Here is a 15,762-nt window from a genome sequence, read left to right as displayed (position 1 = left end):
GCCGTGCACCACGCGCAGGTCGAGCACCCGCGGGCCCACGTGCTGCTGGTGCCCGGCTGGACGGGCAGCAAGGAGGACTTCACGCCGCTGCTCCCACTCGTCGCGGGCGCGGGGTTCTCGGTGACCGCGTACGACCAGCGCGGACAGCACGAGACGAGCGCAGACGACGCTGACGACTTCTCGTTGGGTGCACTCGCCGCCGACGCAGCCGCCCTCGCCGAGGCCCTCGGCACGACGCGCGTGCACCTGCTGGGCCACTCCTTCGGTGGACTCGTGGCGCAGACGGCGGTGATCGAGCACACCGCACGATGGGCGAGCCTGAGCCTGCTGTGCACCGGCCCCGCCGCGCTCGGCGCGAGCCCCGAGCGGCCCCTCGACGAGCTCGTCGCACGGCTCGACGGACCGGAGCCGATCGGCGACGTGTACCGCGCGCTGAAGGCGTCGAGCCTCGGCACCCACCCGCCCGAGATCGAGACGTTCCTGCTGCGCCGGTTCGAGGCGAACTCCAGGGTGGGGCTGCGCGCGTTCACCCAGCACCTGCTCGACGCCCCCGACCGCGTCGCCGAGGTCGCAGCCACCGGTCTCCCCGCGTGGGTGGGCCGAGGCGCCGGAGACGACGCGTGGCCGCACGCCGTGCAGGACGACCTCGCGGCACGACTGGGGACCACCGTGCAGGTGGTTCCCGGCGCCGACCACTCCCCCGCCGTCGAGAACCCGGTGGGTCTCGCCGCTGCCTGGCTCCCGTTCCTGGAGGACCTCTCATGAGCGACGCACCCGTCACGCGCGGCTTCGTCGGCCGTCGCCGGCCCGCGCAGTCCGACCGACTCCCGCCCGGCCAGTACGACGCGGGCCGGCAGTGGCCCGTGCTCTCCGCGGAGCCGACCCCGCAGGTCGACCTCGACCGCTGGACGCTGACGGTCGACGGCGCCGTGCTCGAGTCGCAGACCTGGGACTGGTCGGCGTTGCGCGCCCTGCCGCACGCGACGAGCACCGTCGACATCCACTGCGTCACGACGTGGTCGCGGTTCGACACCGCGTTCACCGGCGTCAGCGTCGAGACGCTGCTCGACGTCTGCGGCGTCGCCTCCGACGCGACGCACGTGGTCGCGCACACCGCGTCGGGGTACACGACCAACCTGCCGCTCGACGACGTGCGCAGCGACCGCGCCTGGGTGGTCTGGGAGGCCGACGGCGAGCCGCTGACGGCCGACCACGGCGGCCCCGTGCGTCTGCTCGTGCCGCACCTGTACTTCTGGAAGTCGGCGAAGTGGCTGACCCGTCTGGAGCTCCTCGACCACGACGAGCCCGGGTTCTGGGAGCGTGGCGGCTACCACGACCGTGGCGACCCGTGGCTCGAGCAGCGCTACCAGGGGGACCCGTGAGCAGTCAGCCCGCGGGGCCCGACCCTGTCGTCGAGAACCCCGGTGGCACGGGCTGGCAGCTGGCGACGGTGCGCGCGAAGGACCACCCGACGGAGGGCTTCGTGCGGCTGCGTCTGGAGCTGCCGGACCCGGCGCCGCACCGCGCCGGTCAGCACTACGTCGTGCGGCTGCGCGCGGAGGACGGCTACACCGCGCAGCGGTCGTACTCGACGGCGTCGGCCCCGGGAGACCGGCTGGTGGAGCTGATGGTCGAGCGGATGGACGACGGCGAGGTGTCGGGCTTCCTGCACGACGAGGTGCAGGTGGGCGACACGTTCGAGGTGCGCGGGCCGATCGGCCGCTGGTTCACCTGGGACGGTCGCGAGCGCGCGCTGGCGTTCGCCGGCGGGTCGGGCGTGGTGCCGATGGTCTCGATGCTGCGGCACGCGATCGGCACCGGGAACCCTGACGCGTTGCGGGTGGTGGCGGTGGCGAAGTCGCTGGACCGCCTCCCCTATGCCGACGAGCTGCTGGCGTCGGGCGCGTTCGTGGCGCTCACGCGCGAGAACCTCGGGGCGCGCGTGGCCGCCCCGCCCTACCCCGACGAGGTCGCGCCGCTGCTCGACGACGTCGAGGCGGCGTTCGTGTGCGGGTCGGTCGGGTTCGTCGGCTACGCCACGCGGCTGCTGCGCGAGCAGGCGTTCCCGTCCGACGCGATCCGCGTGGAGCAGTTCGGCGAGACCGGCTGACCCGCCCCCATCCCCCGACTTTTGGACACTTGCGGGGCACTCGAGGTCGCCGGAGTGCCCCGCAAGAGTCCAAAAGTGGGCGGGAGTGGGGGGTGGGGGTCAGGTGCGCTGGGTGCCGCGGAGCACGCTGCGGACGGCGCGGCGGGCGATGGGTCCGAGGCCGTCGAGCAGCTCGGCGACGGGCCGCAGCCGGGCGAGCGGGTCGTCGGCCTGCCGGCCCTCCCCGGTCCGGGTGGGCTCCATGAGCTCGATGCCGACGAAGGCCGACGCGGCGAGGTCGGTGAGCACGTCGGCGTCGAACAGCTCGCCCACGGGTGACGTCGCGAGCAGCCGCTCGAGCGTGGGGCGGACCGCGCCGGTCCAGAGCCCGATCGCCCGACCCGCGGCGGTCGCGAGGTCGGGGTTGCCGTGGGACGCGGCAAGGATCTGGCCGAGGACGGCCACGTTGCCCTCCTCGCGCTCGTCGGCACGCACCTGCTCGGCGACGTCGATGAGGCCGGCCCAGGTGGTGACCGCGTCGAGCGCGGGCCGGTGCCGGTCGACCCGCTCGCTGGTGAGCACGTGGCAGGCCTCGGCGACGAGCCCGTCGACGGTGCCGAAGTGGTAGAAGACCAGCGCCTGGTTCACGCTGCCGGTGGCGGCGATGGTGCGGGCCGACAGCTTCGCCATGCCCTGCTCGCGGATGGTCTGCATCGTGGCGTCGAGGAGTCGGCGCCGGGTGGCCAGCGTGCGGGGGTCGTCGCTCACGCACCGAGCCTAGCCGCGTGGTCGACGACGTCATCGACGTGCCGTCGTGGGGCGCAGCGCCTTCCGGAGCGTGTGGAGCACCGGCCAGGCGGAGAGCAGGCAGACCGGGACGGCGAGGACGAAGGTGAACTCGTTCCCGGGTCCGGTGAAGGCGCTGCACGCAAGGGCCAGTCCAACCAGGGTGACGGCGCAGACGAGCCAGGGCGCGACGTCGCCGAGCGGGCGGACGGCGACGAGCAGCAGGCCGGCGAGCAGGCCCGCCACGAGTCCGGTGAGCAGCCCGATCGGTACGGCGACGACCATCAGGATCAGCAGCATCGCCACCCCTTCGTCGAGGTCGGCGACGCTGACTCCGTCGAGGACGGCCCCGGACACCATCCAGCCGAGCACCACCCCCGCGGCCGTCACCGGGCCCCAGCACAGTCCTCCCAGCCAGACGCGACAGATCACGTCGGTGCCGGTGGGCGGTCGGGTGGTCGTCGGGGTGTCCATGCGTGCCTCCTTTTTTGAGCGGTCGCTCAGTTGAAGCATGACAGAGTTTGAGCAGATGCTCAAGAGCCTTCGTCGAGCTCTCGTCGATCTGCCGGCACGTCGGCCCGGCTCCTCGCCGGCCTGCGCTCCGAGAGGGCCTCGACCGGGCGACTGGCGACGGCGCTGGTCTGGGGTCTCGGGCTGTGGATGGGTGCTGGGGTGGACGCAGGATTCTGCGTTCGCGCGTCACAGGGCCAAGGATGCTTCGTTTGCTACGGGATCCCGTCGTGAAGGCAGAAGCGTTCGGCCTCGCCCGCGTGAACGAAGAATCCTGGGTGCCCTTTGCGTTGGGGAGACACGAGATTCTCCCTTCTCGCGGCACGGTCCACGAGAAGGGAGAACCCTTGCCGCCTTCAGCCTCCCCAGCGGTGGTTCTGCCACCTCACGAGCGCTCAGGAGGTGGCGGATCCACCGCCGAGGGGTCAGCCGAGGAGGCGCTCGTACTCCCCCGGGTCGGTGAGGTTGGCGCCGAGGTGGAAGGCCGACGACTTGCCTGTTCCGTGGTAGTCGCTGGAGCCGGTGACGACGAGGTCGAGGGCGCGGGCGACGTCGCGCAGGCCGCGGCGGGCGACGTCGTCGTGGTCGACGTGGTCGACCTCGATGCCGTCGAGGCCGAGGGCCGCCAGCTCCTCGAAGGCGTCGGCCGTGAGCACGCGGTCGCTGCCACGCGACCACGGGTGGGCGACCACCGCCTGGCCGCCGGCGTCCTTCAGCAGCCGCACCGCGCCGAGCAGCGGAGCGGCGTAGCGCTCGACGTACGCGCGGCCGCGACTGTTCAGCCAGCCCTGGAACGCCTCGTCACGGTGACCGATGTAGCCCTTCGCGACCATCGCGTCGGCGATGTGCGGACGACCCGACGCCGCCGCGGCTCCCGACTGCAGCGCGACGTCCTCCTCGGTGATGTCGATGCCGTGCTCGGCCAGCCGGGCGAGGATGCGCGGCAGGCGCTGGTCACGGCCCCCCAGCACCCGCTCCAGCTCCTCGACCAGGGGCGGGTGCGCCGGGTCGAAGGCGTAGCCCAGCAGGTGCACGCTCTCGCCGTGGAACGTCGTGGAGATCTCGATGCCCGGCACCACCACGACACCCTCCCGCTCGCCCGCAGCACGCGCCTCGTCCCAGCCGGTGGTCGCGTCGTGGTCGGTCAGCGCCACGACGTCGAGCCCGGCGAGCGCCGCGTTGACCACCAGCTCGGCGGGCGTGTCGGTCCCGTCGGAGCGGTTGGAGTGGGTGTGGAGATCGATCCTCACGAGGTCAGGCTAGAGGGTCGGGCCGACGTTCCAGCGCTGCACCACGGGCTGGCCGCGGTCGTCGCCCAGCACGGAGTAGGTCGCGGTGTCGAGGTCGAAGATGCGCCCGTCCTGCACGGGCAGGCCCAGCCAGCGCGCCGCCAGCACCCGCAGGCTGTGCCCGTGGGCGAAGACGAGCACCCGGCCGCCCGTCGCGCGCACGCGCTCGACCACCCGGTCGAGCCGGGCCCCCACCTCGTCGGGGGTCTCGCCACCTGGCACCGGGTGGTCCCAGATGGTCCAGCCCGGCACCGACTCGCGGATCTGCGGCGTCGTGAGTCCCTCGTAGTCGCCGTAGTCCCACTCGGCGAGGTCGTCCTCGACCGTCGCCTCCGTGAAGCCGGCCAGCGCGGCCGTGCGTCGCGCGCGGAGCCGGGGACTGGTGAGCACGAGGTCGAAGTCGACGTCCGCCAGCGCGGGAGCGAGGGCCTTCGCCGTCGCCTCGCCCGCCGCGGTCAGCTCGATGTCGGTGCGGCCCGTGTGCCGACCCGCCAGGCTCCACTCGGTCTGCCCGTGCCGCACCAGGACCAGGGTGGCACCCATCAGCGCGGCACCAGGGCCCAGAGGTCGAGGTCGAGCAGCACGCCCTCGGCGTACTTCCCGTCGTCACCGCGCAGCGTCGTCGTCTCGTCGCGTCCCTTGGTGGCGACGAGCCGCAGCCGCAGGGCCCCCACCCCGGTGCCCTTCCAGGCTGCCGGGGCGGCCTTGTCGAGCACCTCCGACCAGGCGTACACGGTGTCGCCGGCGAACGCGGGCGCCACGTGCGAGCCGGCGTTGATCGCGGCGACGAGCTGCGCGTTCGCCAGCCCGTTGAAGGACAGGGCACGGGCCAGCGAGATCACGTGGCCGCCGTACACGAGTCGTCGACCGTCGGGGCGGGCCTCGGTGTTGAAGTGCACCTTGGCCGTGTTCTGCCACAGCCGGGTGGCCATCATGTGCTCGGACTCGCTGAGCGTGACGCCGTCGACGTGGTCGATGGTCTCGCCGACCGTGTAGTCGTCGAAGCGGTGCGGCTCGCCGGCCGCGGTGGTGTCGTAGGCCGAGAAGTCCAGGCCGGCGGGCAGCACGAGGTCGTCGGGCGCGACGACGTCGGCCACCTCGGGCACCACGGTCTCCGGGGCGGGTGCGTCGGCGTCACGTTTGTGCACCATGACCCAGCGCACCCAGTCGAGCGCGACCTCGCCCCGCTGGTTGGTGGCGGTCGAGCGGACGTAGACGACGCCCGTGCGGCCGTTGGAGTTCTGCTTGAGGCCGATGACCTCCGAGCTCGTGCGCAGCGTGTCGCCGGTGAGCACCGGACGGTGGAATCGGCACTCGGCGTAGCCGAGGTTCGCGACGGCGTTGAGCGAGACGTCGGGCACGGTCTTGCCGAACGCGACGTGGAACGCCACCAGGTCCTCGACGGGGTGCTCGGGGAGACCCACGGAGGCCGCGAACTCCGCCGACGACGGGATCGCGAACCGGGTCGGGTAGATGGCGCCGTACAGCGCGCGGTCACCGTCGGTGATCGTGCGGGGCGTCGCGTGCTCGATCACCTGCCCGACGTGGAAGTCCTCGAAGAAGTTGCCGGGGTTGGTCTTGGTCATGGCTCTCCTGGGTGGCGCCCCACCGCCGTCGGCGGGGCGGAGGGGCACGGCGCGGGGCCGCGGGACGGTCAGGCGAAGGGGTTCTGGCGCGCCTCGGGCAGATCGGCGATGAGCTCCTGCGCCCGCGCGCGGTGCTTGTGCTCGACCAGCACCTCGTACTTCGTGGCCACGACGCTGCTGACGGAGCTGAAGTCGCGACGGCCGCGGGTGGCGGCGTAGCCGAGCAGAGCCCAGACCACGCCGAACACGATGCCGATGCCGAGCCCGCCGACGACGCTCTGCAGCAGGGTGCTCTCGCTGCTGAAGAGGCTCAGCAGCAGGCCGACGAACACGCCGAGCCATGCGCCCGAGGCGGCACCGGCGCCGGCCACGCGGCTGGTGGTGAGTCGCCCGGTGACACGCTCGACCTGCTTGAGGTCGGTGCCGACGACGAGGAGGTTCTGGACGGGGAACTCCTGGTCGGACAGGTGGTCGACGACCTTCTGCGCCGTGGCGTAGTCGTCGTAGACGCCGAGCGACTGCGGGAACTCGAGCGTGAAGAGACCCTGGTTGACGGGAGGCATGTCGCCAGTCTAGGACGCAGCGTCCGGCTCGCCCGCGGACCTCCGACCTGCGGACGCGCGTTCAGGACCAGCTGGAGCGCAGCAGCGTCACGACGTCGAGCGGGGTGGTGCCGTAGGCCGACGTCAGCGCCGCCTCCCCCGCGGCCGACGTCGACGCGACGACCGTCGCCGGGCCGAACCACCGCGCCCAGGCGTGCTCGAACGCACGGCGCCGTGCGACGTTGCGCGCCAGCTCCGTCGGCACGGCGTACCAGGTGCGCGCCACAGGTCGAGCACGGCCGAGCAGCACGCGCCAGCCCGTGCCTGCGGTAGGCGGCGGCGCCTGGTGACGCGCGACCAGCCACCGAGGCGCGACGAGGGGCCCCAGCAGCTCCTCCAGGAGGTCGACGAAGGTCGACGCCGTGGCCGCATCGGCGTCCAGCTCGAACCGATACGTGCCGGTCGCGTCGACCACCGCACGCACCCCCACCGCCCCGGGGCCGCCGAGACCGCCCTGGGACATGGCGTCGGCCACGACCCACGCGTGGGCCGCGAGGCCCGGGTCGCGGGCGGCCTCGCGCGCGGCGTCCCACGGCTCCAGCCGTGCGGAACGGCCGGTGGACACGACACCGTCCTCGCCGATCCGCGCCCATGGTGGCTCGGGTGCGGGCATCGTCGCGGGTTCCGCGCCGTCGCTCCGCCCGACGTCGTCCGGGCGCACGCGGATCGCTCGCCGGACCTCGTCGCGGTACGGCTCGCCGACGCGCCAGCGGGCCCGCACGACGTCGCGCTCCCCAGCGCGTTGCGTCATGTCGAGCGCGACGACGTCGAACAGGTCGGGATCGGGCGGGACGAAGGGCGAGAAGCGGGCGTCCACGTGCGCGACGCCGGAGACGACCTGACCGTCGTCGTCGACGCCGAAGTAGCCGTCGTGCTTGCGCACGAAGCGGCGCCAGTCGGAGTCGCCGCCCGGGTGCTCTGGGGCGACGCAGACGACGCTCCACGTCGTGGCGACCTTGTCGGGCCAGGTCGGGTCGGTGCGCAGCGCCCGACCGCGCGTCTGGGTCACGGCCGACGTCGTCGACGCGGTGGACAGGTCGACCAGCGTCGAGACCCGCGGCGCGTCCCAGCCCTCGCCGAGCAGGGCGCGGGTGCCGACGAGCACGTCGCAGTGGCCGTCCTGGAAGGCCCGCGTGACCAGCGGCGTCCACCGTCGGCTGGTCCATGGGCCGACGAGACGGTGGAGCCGGTCCTCGGCGCCCTCGAGCGGCTCGGTGCGCAGCTCGAGGTCCGGGGCGATCCGGCCCAGCACCTCGACGAGACGCCGCGCCGTGGCGTCCCCGGCCGCGACGGTGCGTCCGGTGAGCAGCACCGGCTCGAAGCCGCCGCCGAGGAGGGCGTCCATGACCTCCAGCGCCGACCCGTGCTCGGCGGGGGCGTCGCGGAGCACGAGTGACGACGTGGGTGAGGCTCGCTCGTGGTCGCAGACGACGACCGCGCGCAGCCGCTCGCCCAGCGCGTCCCGCTCGGCCTGCAGCACCGCGGCGGCCGCCCGCATCTTGCCGGCGCTGCGCGAGAGCACGCGGTCGACCGAGGACCCCGCCCCGCTGACCCCACGCCGCGTGACGCGGAACCCGATGCCGGGCATGGCCCGGCGCAGGTCCTCGAGCACGCTGCGGTCGGCGTCGACGTCGCTGCGGGCGAGGCAGCCGCGCACCCAGTCGTCGACGAGCCGCGCCCAGTCCTCGGCGGTCAGGTCGGTGCGATGCTGCTCGCGCAGGACGGCGTCGCGCGGGAGGTCGAGCAGGTCGGCGTGCACGAGCCGGAGCACCGCCGTGGCCAGGGCCGGCTCGTCGCGCTCGAACGTGGTCCACGGGACGGGCAGCTCGCCGATCCTCCGGTCGAACCAGGTCAGCAGCGGCACGGAGCCGTACCCGGGGCTCAGGAGCTCCGTCGTCAGCTCGGCGAACCGCACGGCCGACGACGCGAGCCACGCCTCCTCCTCGGCGGAGGGCCGCACCAGCCAGGCCAGCTCCGCGAACGGGGCGAGGTCGCCCTCGCGGACCGCCGCGGGGATCGAGGCCTGGTAGGCGAGGTCGCCGAACAGCTCCTCGACCTGCTCGGCCTGTCGACGGGTGAGCACGCCCGGCGGCGTGGCCGTGAGACCGAGGACCAGCACGTCCTCGAGCGGGTCGAGCACCTCGCGCAGCAGGGCGCCCCAGGTCTCGAGGAGGTGGTGGCACTCGTCGAGCACGACGGTCAGCGGACCTGCCTCGCGCAGTGCGGCCACGAGCGCGCGTCCGTTCTCGTGCAGCCGGTCCACGAGCGGACCCGACCCACCTGCCGACGCCTCCGCGTCGTCGTCCTCGTCGTGAGCACGACAGCCCGACGCCCCTCGGCGGCGAGCCGCGCCGCCACCAGCTCCGTCCCGAGCACGGTCTTGCCCGCGCCAGGCGGCAGCGACACCCAGGACCTGCGCCGACCGGCGGCGCGCGCCCGCTCGAGAGCGTCGAGCGCCTCGGCCTGGAAGCGGCGCAGCGCGAACGGGCCGGTCATGCGCCCATCATCGCGCCGCGGTCCGCTCAGGTCGCCGGGACGTGCCGCTGCAGGAACGCGAGCTCGTCGCGGACCGTCGTCTCGAACTCCTCGCCCACGTAGATGTCGAAGTGTCCGGTGTCGCGGCGCACCACCTCGCCCTGCGGCGCCTTGGCGACGTGCTTGAGCGTCGCCCTCGCCGGCGCCACCGTGTCGCGCTCGCACACGACGAAGAGCGCCGGGCAGCGCAGCCGCCGCGCCTTCGCCCCGGGCCGGCCGAGCGCGATGTCGAGCGCCACGCGGGCGGCGACCTCGTTGCGGAAGGTCGAGCCCTCCTCCACCAGCGCCAGGTAGCCGGGCACGGCGTCGGGGGCCGTCATCAGCGCGACCGTGCCCGGCTCGCCGGCCAGCGGGATGCTGCGGGGGCGACGCCCGAACCAGCTGCCCACGAGGTCGCTGAGCGCCCGCAGCGTCACGCGCAGCGACGTGAGGGGGGCGACGGCCAGGCTGGAGGCCAGCCCGTCGGTGTACGGGCACTGCGACACGACGGCCGCGACCGACGGGTCGTCGGCGGCCACGGCGATGACGTGCCCGCCCGAGAACGACGAGCCCCACAGCACGGTGCGGGAGGCGTCGACGCCGGGCAGCGTGCGCGCGAACGCGACGGCGGCCGCCCAGTCCTGCCGCTGACGACGCACGGACAGCAGCTGGCGCGGCTGTCCGTCGCTGGCCCCGAAGTGGCGGTAGTCGAAGACCAGGCAGACGTACCCGGCGTCGGCGAACCGCTCGGCGAACGCGTCGAGCCGCATCTCCCGGACGCCGCCCAGGCCGTGCGCCATGACGATCACAGGTCGAGCCGCTCCCCCGTCGCCGTCCGGCCGATAGAGCCAGGCGGCGACGGTGGTGCCCTGCGACGCGAACGTGACGTTCTCGCGCACGCTCATGTCAGAGCTTGTAGTCCTTGAGCAGCGCGCGCCCGATGATCATCTTCTGGATGTCGGACGTGCCCTCGCCGATGAGCATGAACTTGACCTCACGCATGAGGCGCTCGATCTCGTACTCCTTGGAGTAGCCGTAGCCACCGTGGATCCGGAAGGAGTCCTCGACGACCTCGTTGGCGTACTCGCTCGCGAGCATCTTGGCCATGCCGGCCTCGACGTCCATGCGCTTGCCGGTGTCCTTCAGCCTCGCGGAACGGACCATCATCGCGTGGATGGTCTCGACCTTCGTGGCCATCTCGGCGAGGCGGAACAGCACGGCCTGGTGGTCGGCGATCTGCTTGCCGAAGGTCTTGCGCTGCTGCGCGTAGGCGATCGCGAGCTCGAAGCCGCGGATCGCGAGGCCGCAGGCGCGGGCCGCGACGTTGACGCGGCCGACCTCGACGCCGTCCATCATCTGGAAGAAGCCCTTGCCCGGCTCGCCGCCGAGGATCTGGTCAGCGGAGATCTGGTGGTCCTCGAGGATGAGCTCGGTCGTCTCGACGCCCTTGTAGCCCATCTTGGCGATCTTGCCGGGGACGGTGACGCCCTGGGCGGTCTCGCCGAAGCCCGGCTCCTTCTCCACGAGGAAGGTCGTCATGTTCTTGTAGACGGAGTCGGCACCCTCGTCGGTCTTGCAGAGCACCGCCACGAGCGTGGAGGTGCCGCCGTTGGTCAGCCACATCTTCTGGCCGGTGATCGAGTAGGAGCCGTCGTCCTTCTTCGTCGCCTTCGTCGAGACGGCCGAGACGTCGGAGCCGAGGCCCGGCTCGGACATCGAGAACGCGCCGCGGACCTCGCCGACTGCCATCTTCGGGAGGTACTTCTGCTTCTGCTCCTCGGTGCCGTGCTGCTGCAGCAGGTAGGCGACGATGAAGTGCGTGTTGATGACGCCGGAGACGCTCATCCAGCCGCGAGCGATCTCCTCGACGACCAGCGCGTAGGTCAGCAGCGACTCGCCGAGACCGCCGAACTCCTCAGGGATCGTCAGGCCGAAGACGCCGAGCTCCTTGAGCCCCTCGATGATCTCGGTCGGGTACTCGTCGTCGTGCTCGAGCTGCTGGGCGACCGGGATGATCTTCTCGTCCACGAAGTCGCGGATCGTCTCGAGGATCGCGGTCTGCTCCTCGGTGAGGTTCTCGGTGCTGGCGAGGCGTCCCATGCGTTGTTCCTCCGTCTCGTGGGTGACACGCCGACGATACCCGCGAGTAACGTCCAGCACCGCAGGACTCCCCGTGAGCCGTCGCACAGGACGCCGACGGGCCCGTCCACCCGACGGGTGTCGCGCCGTCAGGCCACGGGCTCGACCGGCTCGGTCGGCGCCCGTCGGGCCCGGACGACCACGGCGAGGCCCACCAGCACCAGCAGCAGCCCGACGTACACGCCGGCGGGCGGCGCCTGGCCGAGGAAGACCGCGGCCAGCAGGGCCGCGCCGGGCACCTCGAGCAGCAGGACGAGCGAGATGACGGTCGGGCTCATGACGGCCAGCAGGTGGTTGAACAGCGAGTGGCCGAGCAGCTGCGCGCACACCGTCACCGCGGCCAGCAGCAGCCACACGTGCGCGTCGTAGCCGACGAAGGAGGCACCGGTCGCGAGGCAGCCGACCGCGAGCACCGCGGCGCACGTGCCGTAGCAGAACGTCGTGTAGTGGGTCGTGCTGAGCCGACGTCGCGCCGACTCCCCCGCCACCAGGTACAGCGCGGCGCCGAGCCCGCCGACCACCGCGAGCAGGTCGCCGAGCAGCGCCCGGCGCGAGACCGTCAGGTCGACACCGGACACGACCAGGACGCCGACCGACGCGACGACGCAGCCGATCAGCACCGCACGTCCGGGACGCACGCCGCGCAGTCGGTCGACGAGCACCACCCAGACCAGCTGGGTGCAGGTGAGCGCGGTCGCCGCGGCCACGGTCGTGAGCTTCAGCGCCCCGACCCAGGCGGCGAAGTGCACCGCCAGCATGACCCCCGCGAACACGGTGCCCCGCAGGTCGGCCCAGCGCAGGCCCGTGAGCGCGGTACGGCTCCGCACCGCGAACGGCGTGAGCACCGCGGTCGCGGCGGCGTTGCGCCAGAGGGCGATGACGAGGGCCGGCGCCGCGGTGGCCGCCATGAGCGGCCCCGACGCGCTGACCCCCAGCAGCCCGACGACGACGAGCAGCCAGGTCACGGGGCCCGCCGCCGACGCAGCATCACGACTGATCCGCCGACGAGGGCGACCACGACGAGTCCCGCGACGGCGAGGAGCCACGACGCGGGCCCGGCGTCGTCGGTGGCGGCCTCCGCCCGCGGCTCGGGCTCCACGTAGGCCGGCACCCCCGCCTCCTCCCCCGCGACCGACGTGGTCAGGGTCAGCGGCACCTCCCCGACCTCCTCCGCGGTCGCGGCGGAGGTGGGCAGCACCGTCACCGAGCACCAGGCGTCGCCGGCGAGCTGGAACGCGCGCACCGTGTCCGAGCTCGACTCACGGTTGCGCAGCACCACGGGCGGCGACGCCGCGTGCAGGTCGAGGGCCCGGTCGCCCCGCCACTGGGCGCGGGCCGTGCGCGCGGAGGAGTCGTCGGCCAGGGTCTTCATCGCCCCGTACACGCGCACCTGGGCGGTCACGCCGACCGCGCGCCCGAAGGCGCGGGCCGCGCGGTCAGAGGTGCCGAGGGTCGCGTCGCAGACGGCGGAACGGCCCCAGCCCACGTCGGGCAGGCGGTAGAACAGGGTCTCGCCGGGCAGCACGGTGTCCTCGTAGGTGCCGGGCGGCGTCGGGGGTGCCGACGAGAAGTTCGGGCCGCCCACCACGGGCACGGCGTCCGCGGCGGCACGTCCGGCCTGGACCTCGTCGGAGAAGCCGCTCGCCCGTCCGAAGGCCGCAGGCAGGGCGGAGGCGTCCTCGACCTCGGGCTCGGTCCGCACGAGCAGCTCCAGGCCCTGGACCTCCTCGTTGTTCGAGGTCACCGTGGCGACGTACGGACCTCCGCCGCAGTCCTCCCGGTCGGTGGCGGACAGCGTGAGGGCCGCGGCGATCGGCGCGCCCCCGTTGCTCGCACCCTGGGCGGTCTCCCGCGCCGGCGACCCGCACGGCGTGCCGTCCGCGGACACGACCCCGACCTCGACCGAGGAGACCCCGGTGAACCCCCGCGTTGGCAGGGTCGCGGCCGCGACGTGGAACGTCCCGCGGCCCGGGTCGGGCAGGCGGTAGTGCTCGGGGCCGGAGTCGCCCACCGTGTCGAGCCACTGGCCGTCGGTCACCGCGGGGGCGTCCTTTCGCGTCGTGCCGCCCTCCACCGGGCGACCGGCGGGTGCGTAGCCGCGGGCGGCGCGCACCGACGTCCGGGTCAGGGTGTCCTGCAACCGGCTCACGTCCTGCACGTCGTAGTAGGTGCCACCGCCCGCCGAAGCGATGCAGGTGAGCTGGGCGCGCGAGGCCGGGTCGACCTGCAGCCCGACGACGTCGACGTAGAAGTCGGCGCCCTTCTTGCGCAGGTCGGCGGCCACCTCGCACGGGTCGCCACCGCAGTTCTCCTCCCCGTCGGACACGAGCACGATGCTGCGGGGTCCCTCGGTGGGCAGGTCGCCGTACGCCTGGCGCAGCGAGTAGGCGATGGGGGTGTTGCCGAGCGGACGCAGCCGGTCGACGCCGGCCCGCAGCGCGCCCCGATCGGTTCGCGCCACCGGGGCGAGGAGCTCGGTGTCCTCGCACGAGCCGGGGCCTTCGCTGATGGTCGACCCGTAGACGCGCAGACCGACCTGCGCGTCGTCCGGAAGGTCCTCGACCACGGCGCGGAGCCCGGCCTTGGCCTCCGTCATCCGCGTCGCCCCGGCCCCGCCGGGCTCCTTCATCGACCCCGAGCCGTCCAGCACAAGGACGACCGCGCCGCCGCCCTGGGCGGGCCGGTCCTCGCTCGGCGCGGCCGCTCCGGCGCCGACCAGCGTCGACCAGGCGAGCAGCAGCGTGACGCCGACGGACAGCGGCATGAGGGACCCGCGGGACATGGCCGCGAGTCTAGGCCCACGCGGCACGGCCACGGCGCGGCCGACGGCGTCGCCGACTCATCCCCAGGCGGTCTCCAGCTCGGCCAGCGACGTCTCCAGGTGCGTGAGCAGCCGCTGCAGGTGCGGCACGCTCGTGCGGCAGCCGATGATGCCGAAGTCGAGGTACTTGTCGCGGCTGCAGAGCGTGACGTTCACGGCCTGTCCGTCGAGCACGATCGAGACCGGGTAGAGCCCGTCGAGCTGGGCGCCGTTGAAGTACATCGGCTGCTTCGGACCGGGCACGTTGGAGATGACCACGTTGAACGGCGGGTGCGTCATGCGCACGAAGCCCGGGACGGGCGTGAGCGCGAGCGGCGCCATCTGCAGCGCCGAGAAGGCGAGGATCTGGATCGGGGTCAGCCCGCCGAGGATCTTCTTCGCGCGTCGCGAGGAGTAGGCGATCTCCTCCAGGCGGGTGGCACCGTTCTCGACGTCGGTCGCGAGGTTGACCACGATGACGCCCACGGAGTTGCCGCCGTCGCCCGCCTGGCCCGCCGACTCGGCGCGCAGCGCGAGGGAGACCGGGACCATCGCGGTCATCGGCTCGTCCGGCAGGGCGTTCTGCTCGAGCAGGTACTCGCGCAGCGCACCGGAGACCATCGCGAGCACGACGTCGTTGAGGGTCGTCGCCGACGACTTCGCGACCCGGCGGATCCGTTCGATCTCCCACGACTGCGCGGCGAAGCGACGCGCCCCGCCCACCGGTCCGTTGAGGATCGTGCGCGGCGCCCGCGGAAGGGTGACGTCGCCCTCGCGGACGATCTGGTTGACGATCTTCATCGACGCGGGCAGGAGACCGGCGACGTCCTCCGCGACCGAGAGTCCGCCCCGCAGCAGGCCGAGCGGGTCCGGGAAGCGCCGGGCGACCTCCGACGACGGACGCCGGCGCGGGGCCAGCGCCCACGGGGGCACGCAGTCGCGGGCGTCCGGGTCGTCGCTGAGGCTGCGCTGCAGCAGCCGCAAGGCCGAGACGCCGTCGACCATCGAGTGGTGGATCTTGCTGTACACGGCGAACCGGCCGTCCTGGAGGCCCTCGACGACGTGCGCCTCCCAGAGCGGTCGGTGCCGGTCCAGCAGCGACCCGTGCCAGCGCGACGTCAGCTGCAGGAGCTCGCGGATGCGTCCCGGCGGCGGCACCGCCGAGTGCCGCACGTGGTAGTCCAGGTCGATCGCACCGTCCTGGGCCCACCACGTCTGTCCGGCCAGCCCGACCGGCTCCGCCGGCCGCTTGCGGAAGGTCGGCGAGACCTCCTGCACCGATCGGAACCCCTCCACGAGCTCGCGCACGAACTCCGGCCCGGCGCCCTCCGGCGGCCGGAACAGCTGCAGCCCACCCACGTGCATGGGGTGCTCTCGGGACTCCGCCAACAGGAACATGGAGTCCGTGGGGGGCATGAAGGGCATGCGATCAATCTCCTGCGGCAGA

The 15,762-nt window shown here is 73.2% G+C and carries 16 protein-coding genes; 3 read left to right on the top strand and 13 right to left on the bottom strand.

The window, feature by feature from the left end; all coding sequences use genetic code 11:
* The 3 genes from A6Q79_RS16775 to A6Q79_RS16765 all read left to right on the top strand — a co-directional run.
* Nucleotides 1-765, top strand: a 765-nt coding sequence (locus A6Q79_RS16775) for an alpha/beta hydrolase (RefSeq protein ID WP_317698817.1), incomplete at its 5' end; no start/stop codon positions are given.
* Nucleotides 762-1,382, top strand: a complete 621-nt coding sequence (locus tag A6Q79_RS16770; RefSeq protein WP_067855848.1) for a sulfite oxidase-like oxidoreductase — start codon at nt 762-764, stop codon at nt 1,380-1,382. The genes A6Q79_RS16775 and A6Q79_RS16770, both read left to right, overlap by 4 nt.
* Nucleotides 1,379-2,110 carry an FAD-binding oxidoreductase gene (locus A6Q79_RS16765; protein WP_236749832.1) on the top strand — a complete coding sequence of 244 codons (732 nt, stop codon included), beginning with the start codon at nt 1,379-1,381 and terminating at the stop codon, nt 2,108-2,110. Before A6Q79_RS16770 ends, A6Q79_RS16765 begins: the two co-directional genes overlap by 4 nt.
* Before the next feature lie 99 nt (nt 2,111-2,209).
* Here the strand turns inward: A6Q79_RS16765 and A6Q79_RS16760 are convergent, their stop codons facing one another.
* The 13 genes from A6Q79_RS16760 to A6Q79_RS16700 all read right to left on the bottom strand — a co-directional run bounded on the left by A6Q79_RS16760 (nt 2,210) and on the right by A6Q79_RS16700 (nt 15,740).
* The gene (locus tag A6Q79_RS16760; protein ID WP_317698816.1) at nt 2,210-2,857 is read right to left on the bottom strand and encodes a TetR/AcrR family transcriptional regulator; all 648 of its coding nucleotides are present in this window, start codon (nt 2,855-2,857) and stop codon (nt 2,210-2,212) included.
* Between the two features lie 30 nt (nt 2,858-2,887).
* Complete coding sequence (locus A6Q79_RS16755; protein WP_067855843.1) at nt 2,888-3,349, bottom strand: hypothetical protein; 462 nt, start codon at nt 3,347-3,349, stop codon at nt 2,888-2,890.
* Nucleotides 3,350-3,810: 461 nt separating this feature from the next.
* Entirely contained in the window at nt 3,811-4,635 is an 825-nt protein-coding gene (locus A6Q79_RS16750; RefSeq protein WP_286690150.1) for a PHP domain-containing protein, read from the bottom strand.
* A 9-nt stretch (nt 4,636-4,644) separates the two neighbouring features.
* Nucleotides 4,645-5,217: a histidine phosphatase family protein gene (locus tag A6Q79_RS16745; protein WP_286690149.1), complete on the bottom strand. Its 573-nt coding sequence runs from the start codon at nt 5,215-5,217 to the stop codon at nt 4,645-4,647.
* Nucleotides 5,217-6,260, bottom strand: coding sequence for a MaoC family dehydratase (locus tag A6Q79_RS16740; RefSeq protein ID WP_286690148.1), 1,044 nt, complete (start codon nt 6,258-6,260; stop codon nt 5,217-5,219). The genes A6Q79_RS16745 and A6Q79_RS16740 overlap by 1 nt, the downstream gene beginning before the upstream one ends.
* A gap of 68 nt (nt 6,261-6,328) precedes the next feature.
* Nucleotides 6,329-6,823: a general stress protein gene (locus A6Q79_RS16735; RefSeq protein ID WP_067855831.1), complete on the bottom strand. Its 495-nt coding sequence runs from the start codon at nt 6,821-6,823 to the stop codon at nt 6,329-6,331.
* Nucleotides 6,824-6,884: 61 nt separating this feature from the next.
* Nucleotides 6,885-9,125 carry a helicase-related protein gene (locus tag A6Q79_RS16730; RefSeq protein ID WP_317698815.1) on the bottom strand — a complete coding sequence of 747 codons (2,241 nt, stop codon included), beginning with the start codon at nt 9,123-9,125 and terminating at the stop codon, nt 6,885-6,887.
* A complete protein-coding gene (locus tag A6Q79_RS16725; protein WP_317698814.1) occupies nt 9,062-9,358 on the bottom strand; it encodes a DEAD/DEAH box helicase family protein in 297 nt (98 codons plus the stop codon). Before A6Q79_RS16725 ends, A6Q79_RS16730 begins: the two co-directional genes overlap by 64 nt.
* Before the next feature lie 26 nt (nt 9,359-9,384).
* Nucleotides 9,385-10,281 carry an alpha/beta hydrolase gene (locus tag A6Q79_RS16720; protein WP_286690146.1) on the bottom strand — a complete coding sequence of 299 codons (897 nt, stop codon included), beginning with the start codon at nt 10,279-10,281 and terminating at the stop codon, nt 9,385-9,387.
* Nucleotide 10,282: 1 nt separating this feature from the next.
* Nucleotides 10,283-11,476, bottom strand: coding sequence for an acyl-CoA dehydrogenase family protein (locus A6Q79_RS16715; RefSeq protein ID WP_067855822.1), 1,194 nt, complete (start codon nt 11,474-11,476; stop codon nt 10,283-10,285).
* A 128-nt stretch (nt 11,477-11,604) separates the two neighbouring features.
* A complete protein-coding gene (locus A6Q79_RS16710) occupies nt 11,605-12,480 on the bottom strand; it encodes a DMT family transporter (protein WP_286690145.1) in 876 nt (291 codons plus the stop codon).
* Nucleotides 12,477-14,297, bottom strand: coding sequence for a VWA domain-containing protein (locus tag A6Q79_RS16705; RefSeq protein WP_286690144.1), 1,821 nt, complete (start codon nt 14,295-14,297; stop codon nt 12,477-12,479). The genes A6Q79_RS16710 and A6Q79_RS16705 overlap by 4 nt, the downstream gene beginning before the upstream one ends.
* A gap of 57 nt (nt 14,298-14,354) precedes the next feature.
* Complete coding sequence (locus tag A6Q79_RS16700; protein WP_083516286.1) at nt 14,355-15,740, bottom strand: wax ester/triacylglycerol synthase family O-acyltransferase; 1,386 nt, start codon at nt 15,738-15,740, stop codon at nt 14,355-14,357.
* Nucleotides 15,741-15,762: the final 22 nt, after the last annotated feature.

This window comes from Aeromicrobium sp. REDSEA-S32_B7 (assembly GCF_001626145.1).
GTDB classification, from domain to species: domain Bacteria; phylum Actinomycetota; class Actinomycetes; order Propionibacteriales; family Nocardioidaceae; genus Aeromicrobium; species Aeromicrobium erythreum.
The sequence above is the reverse complement of the archived record's forward strand: the minus strand, read 5'-3'. Positions and strand labels throughout refer to the sequence as shown.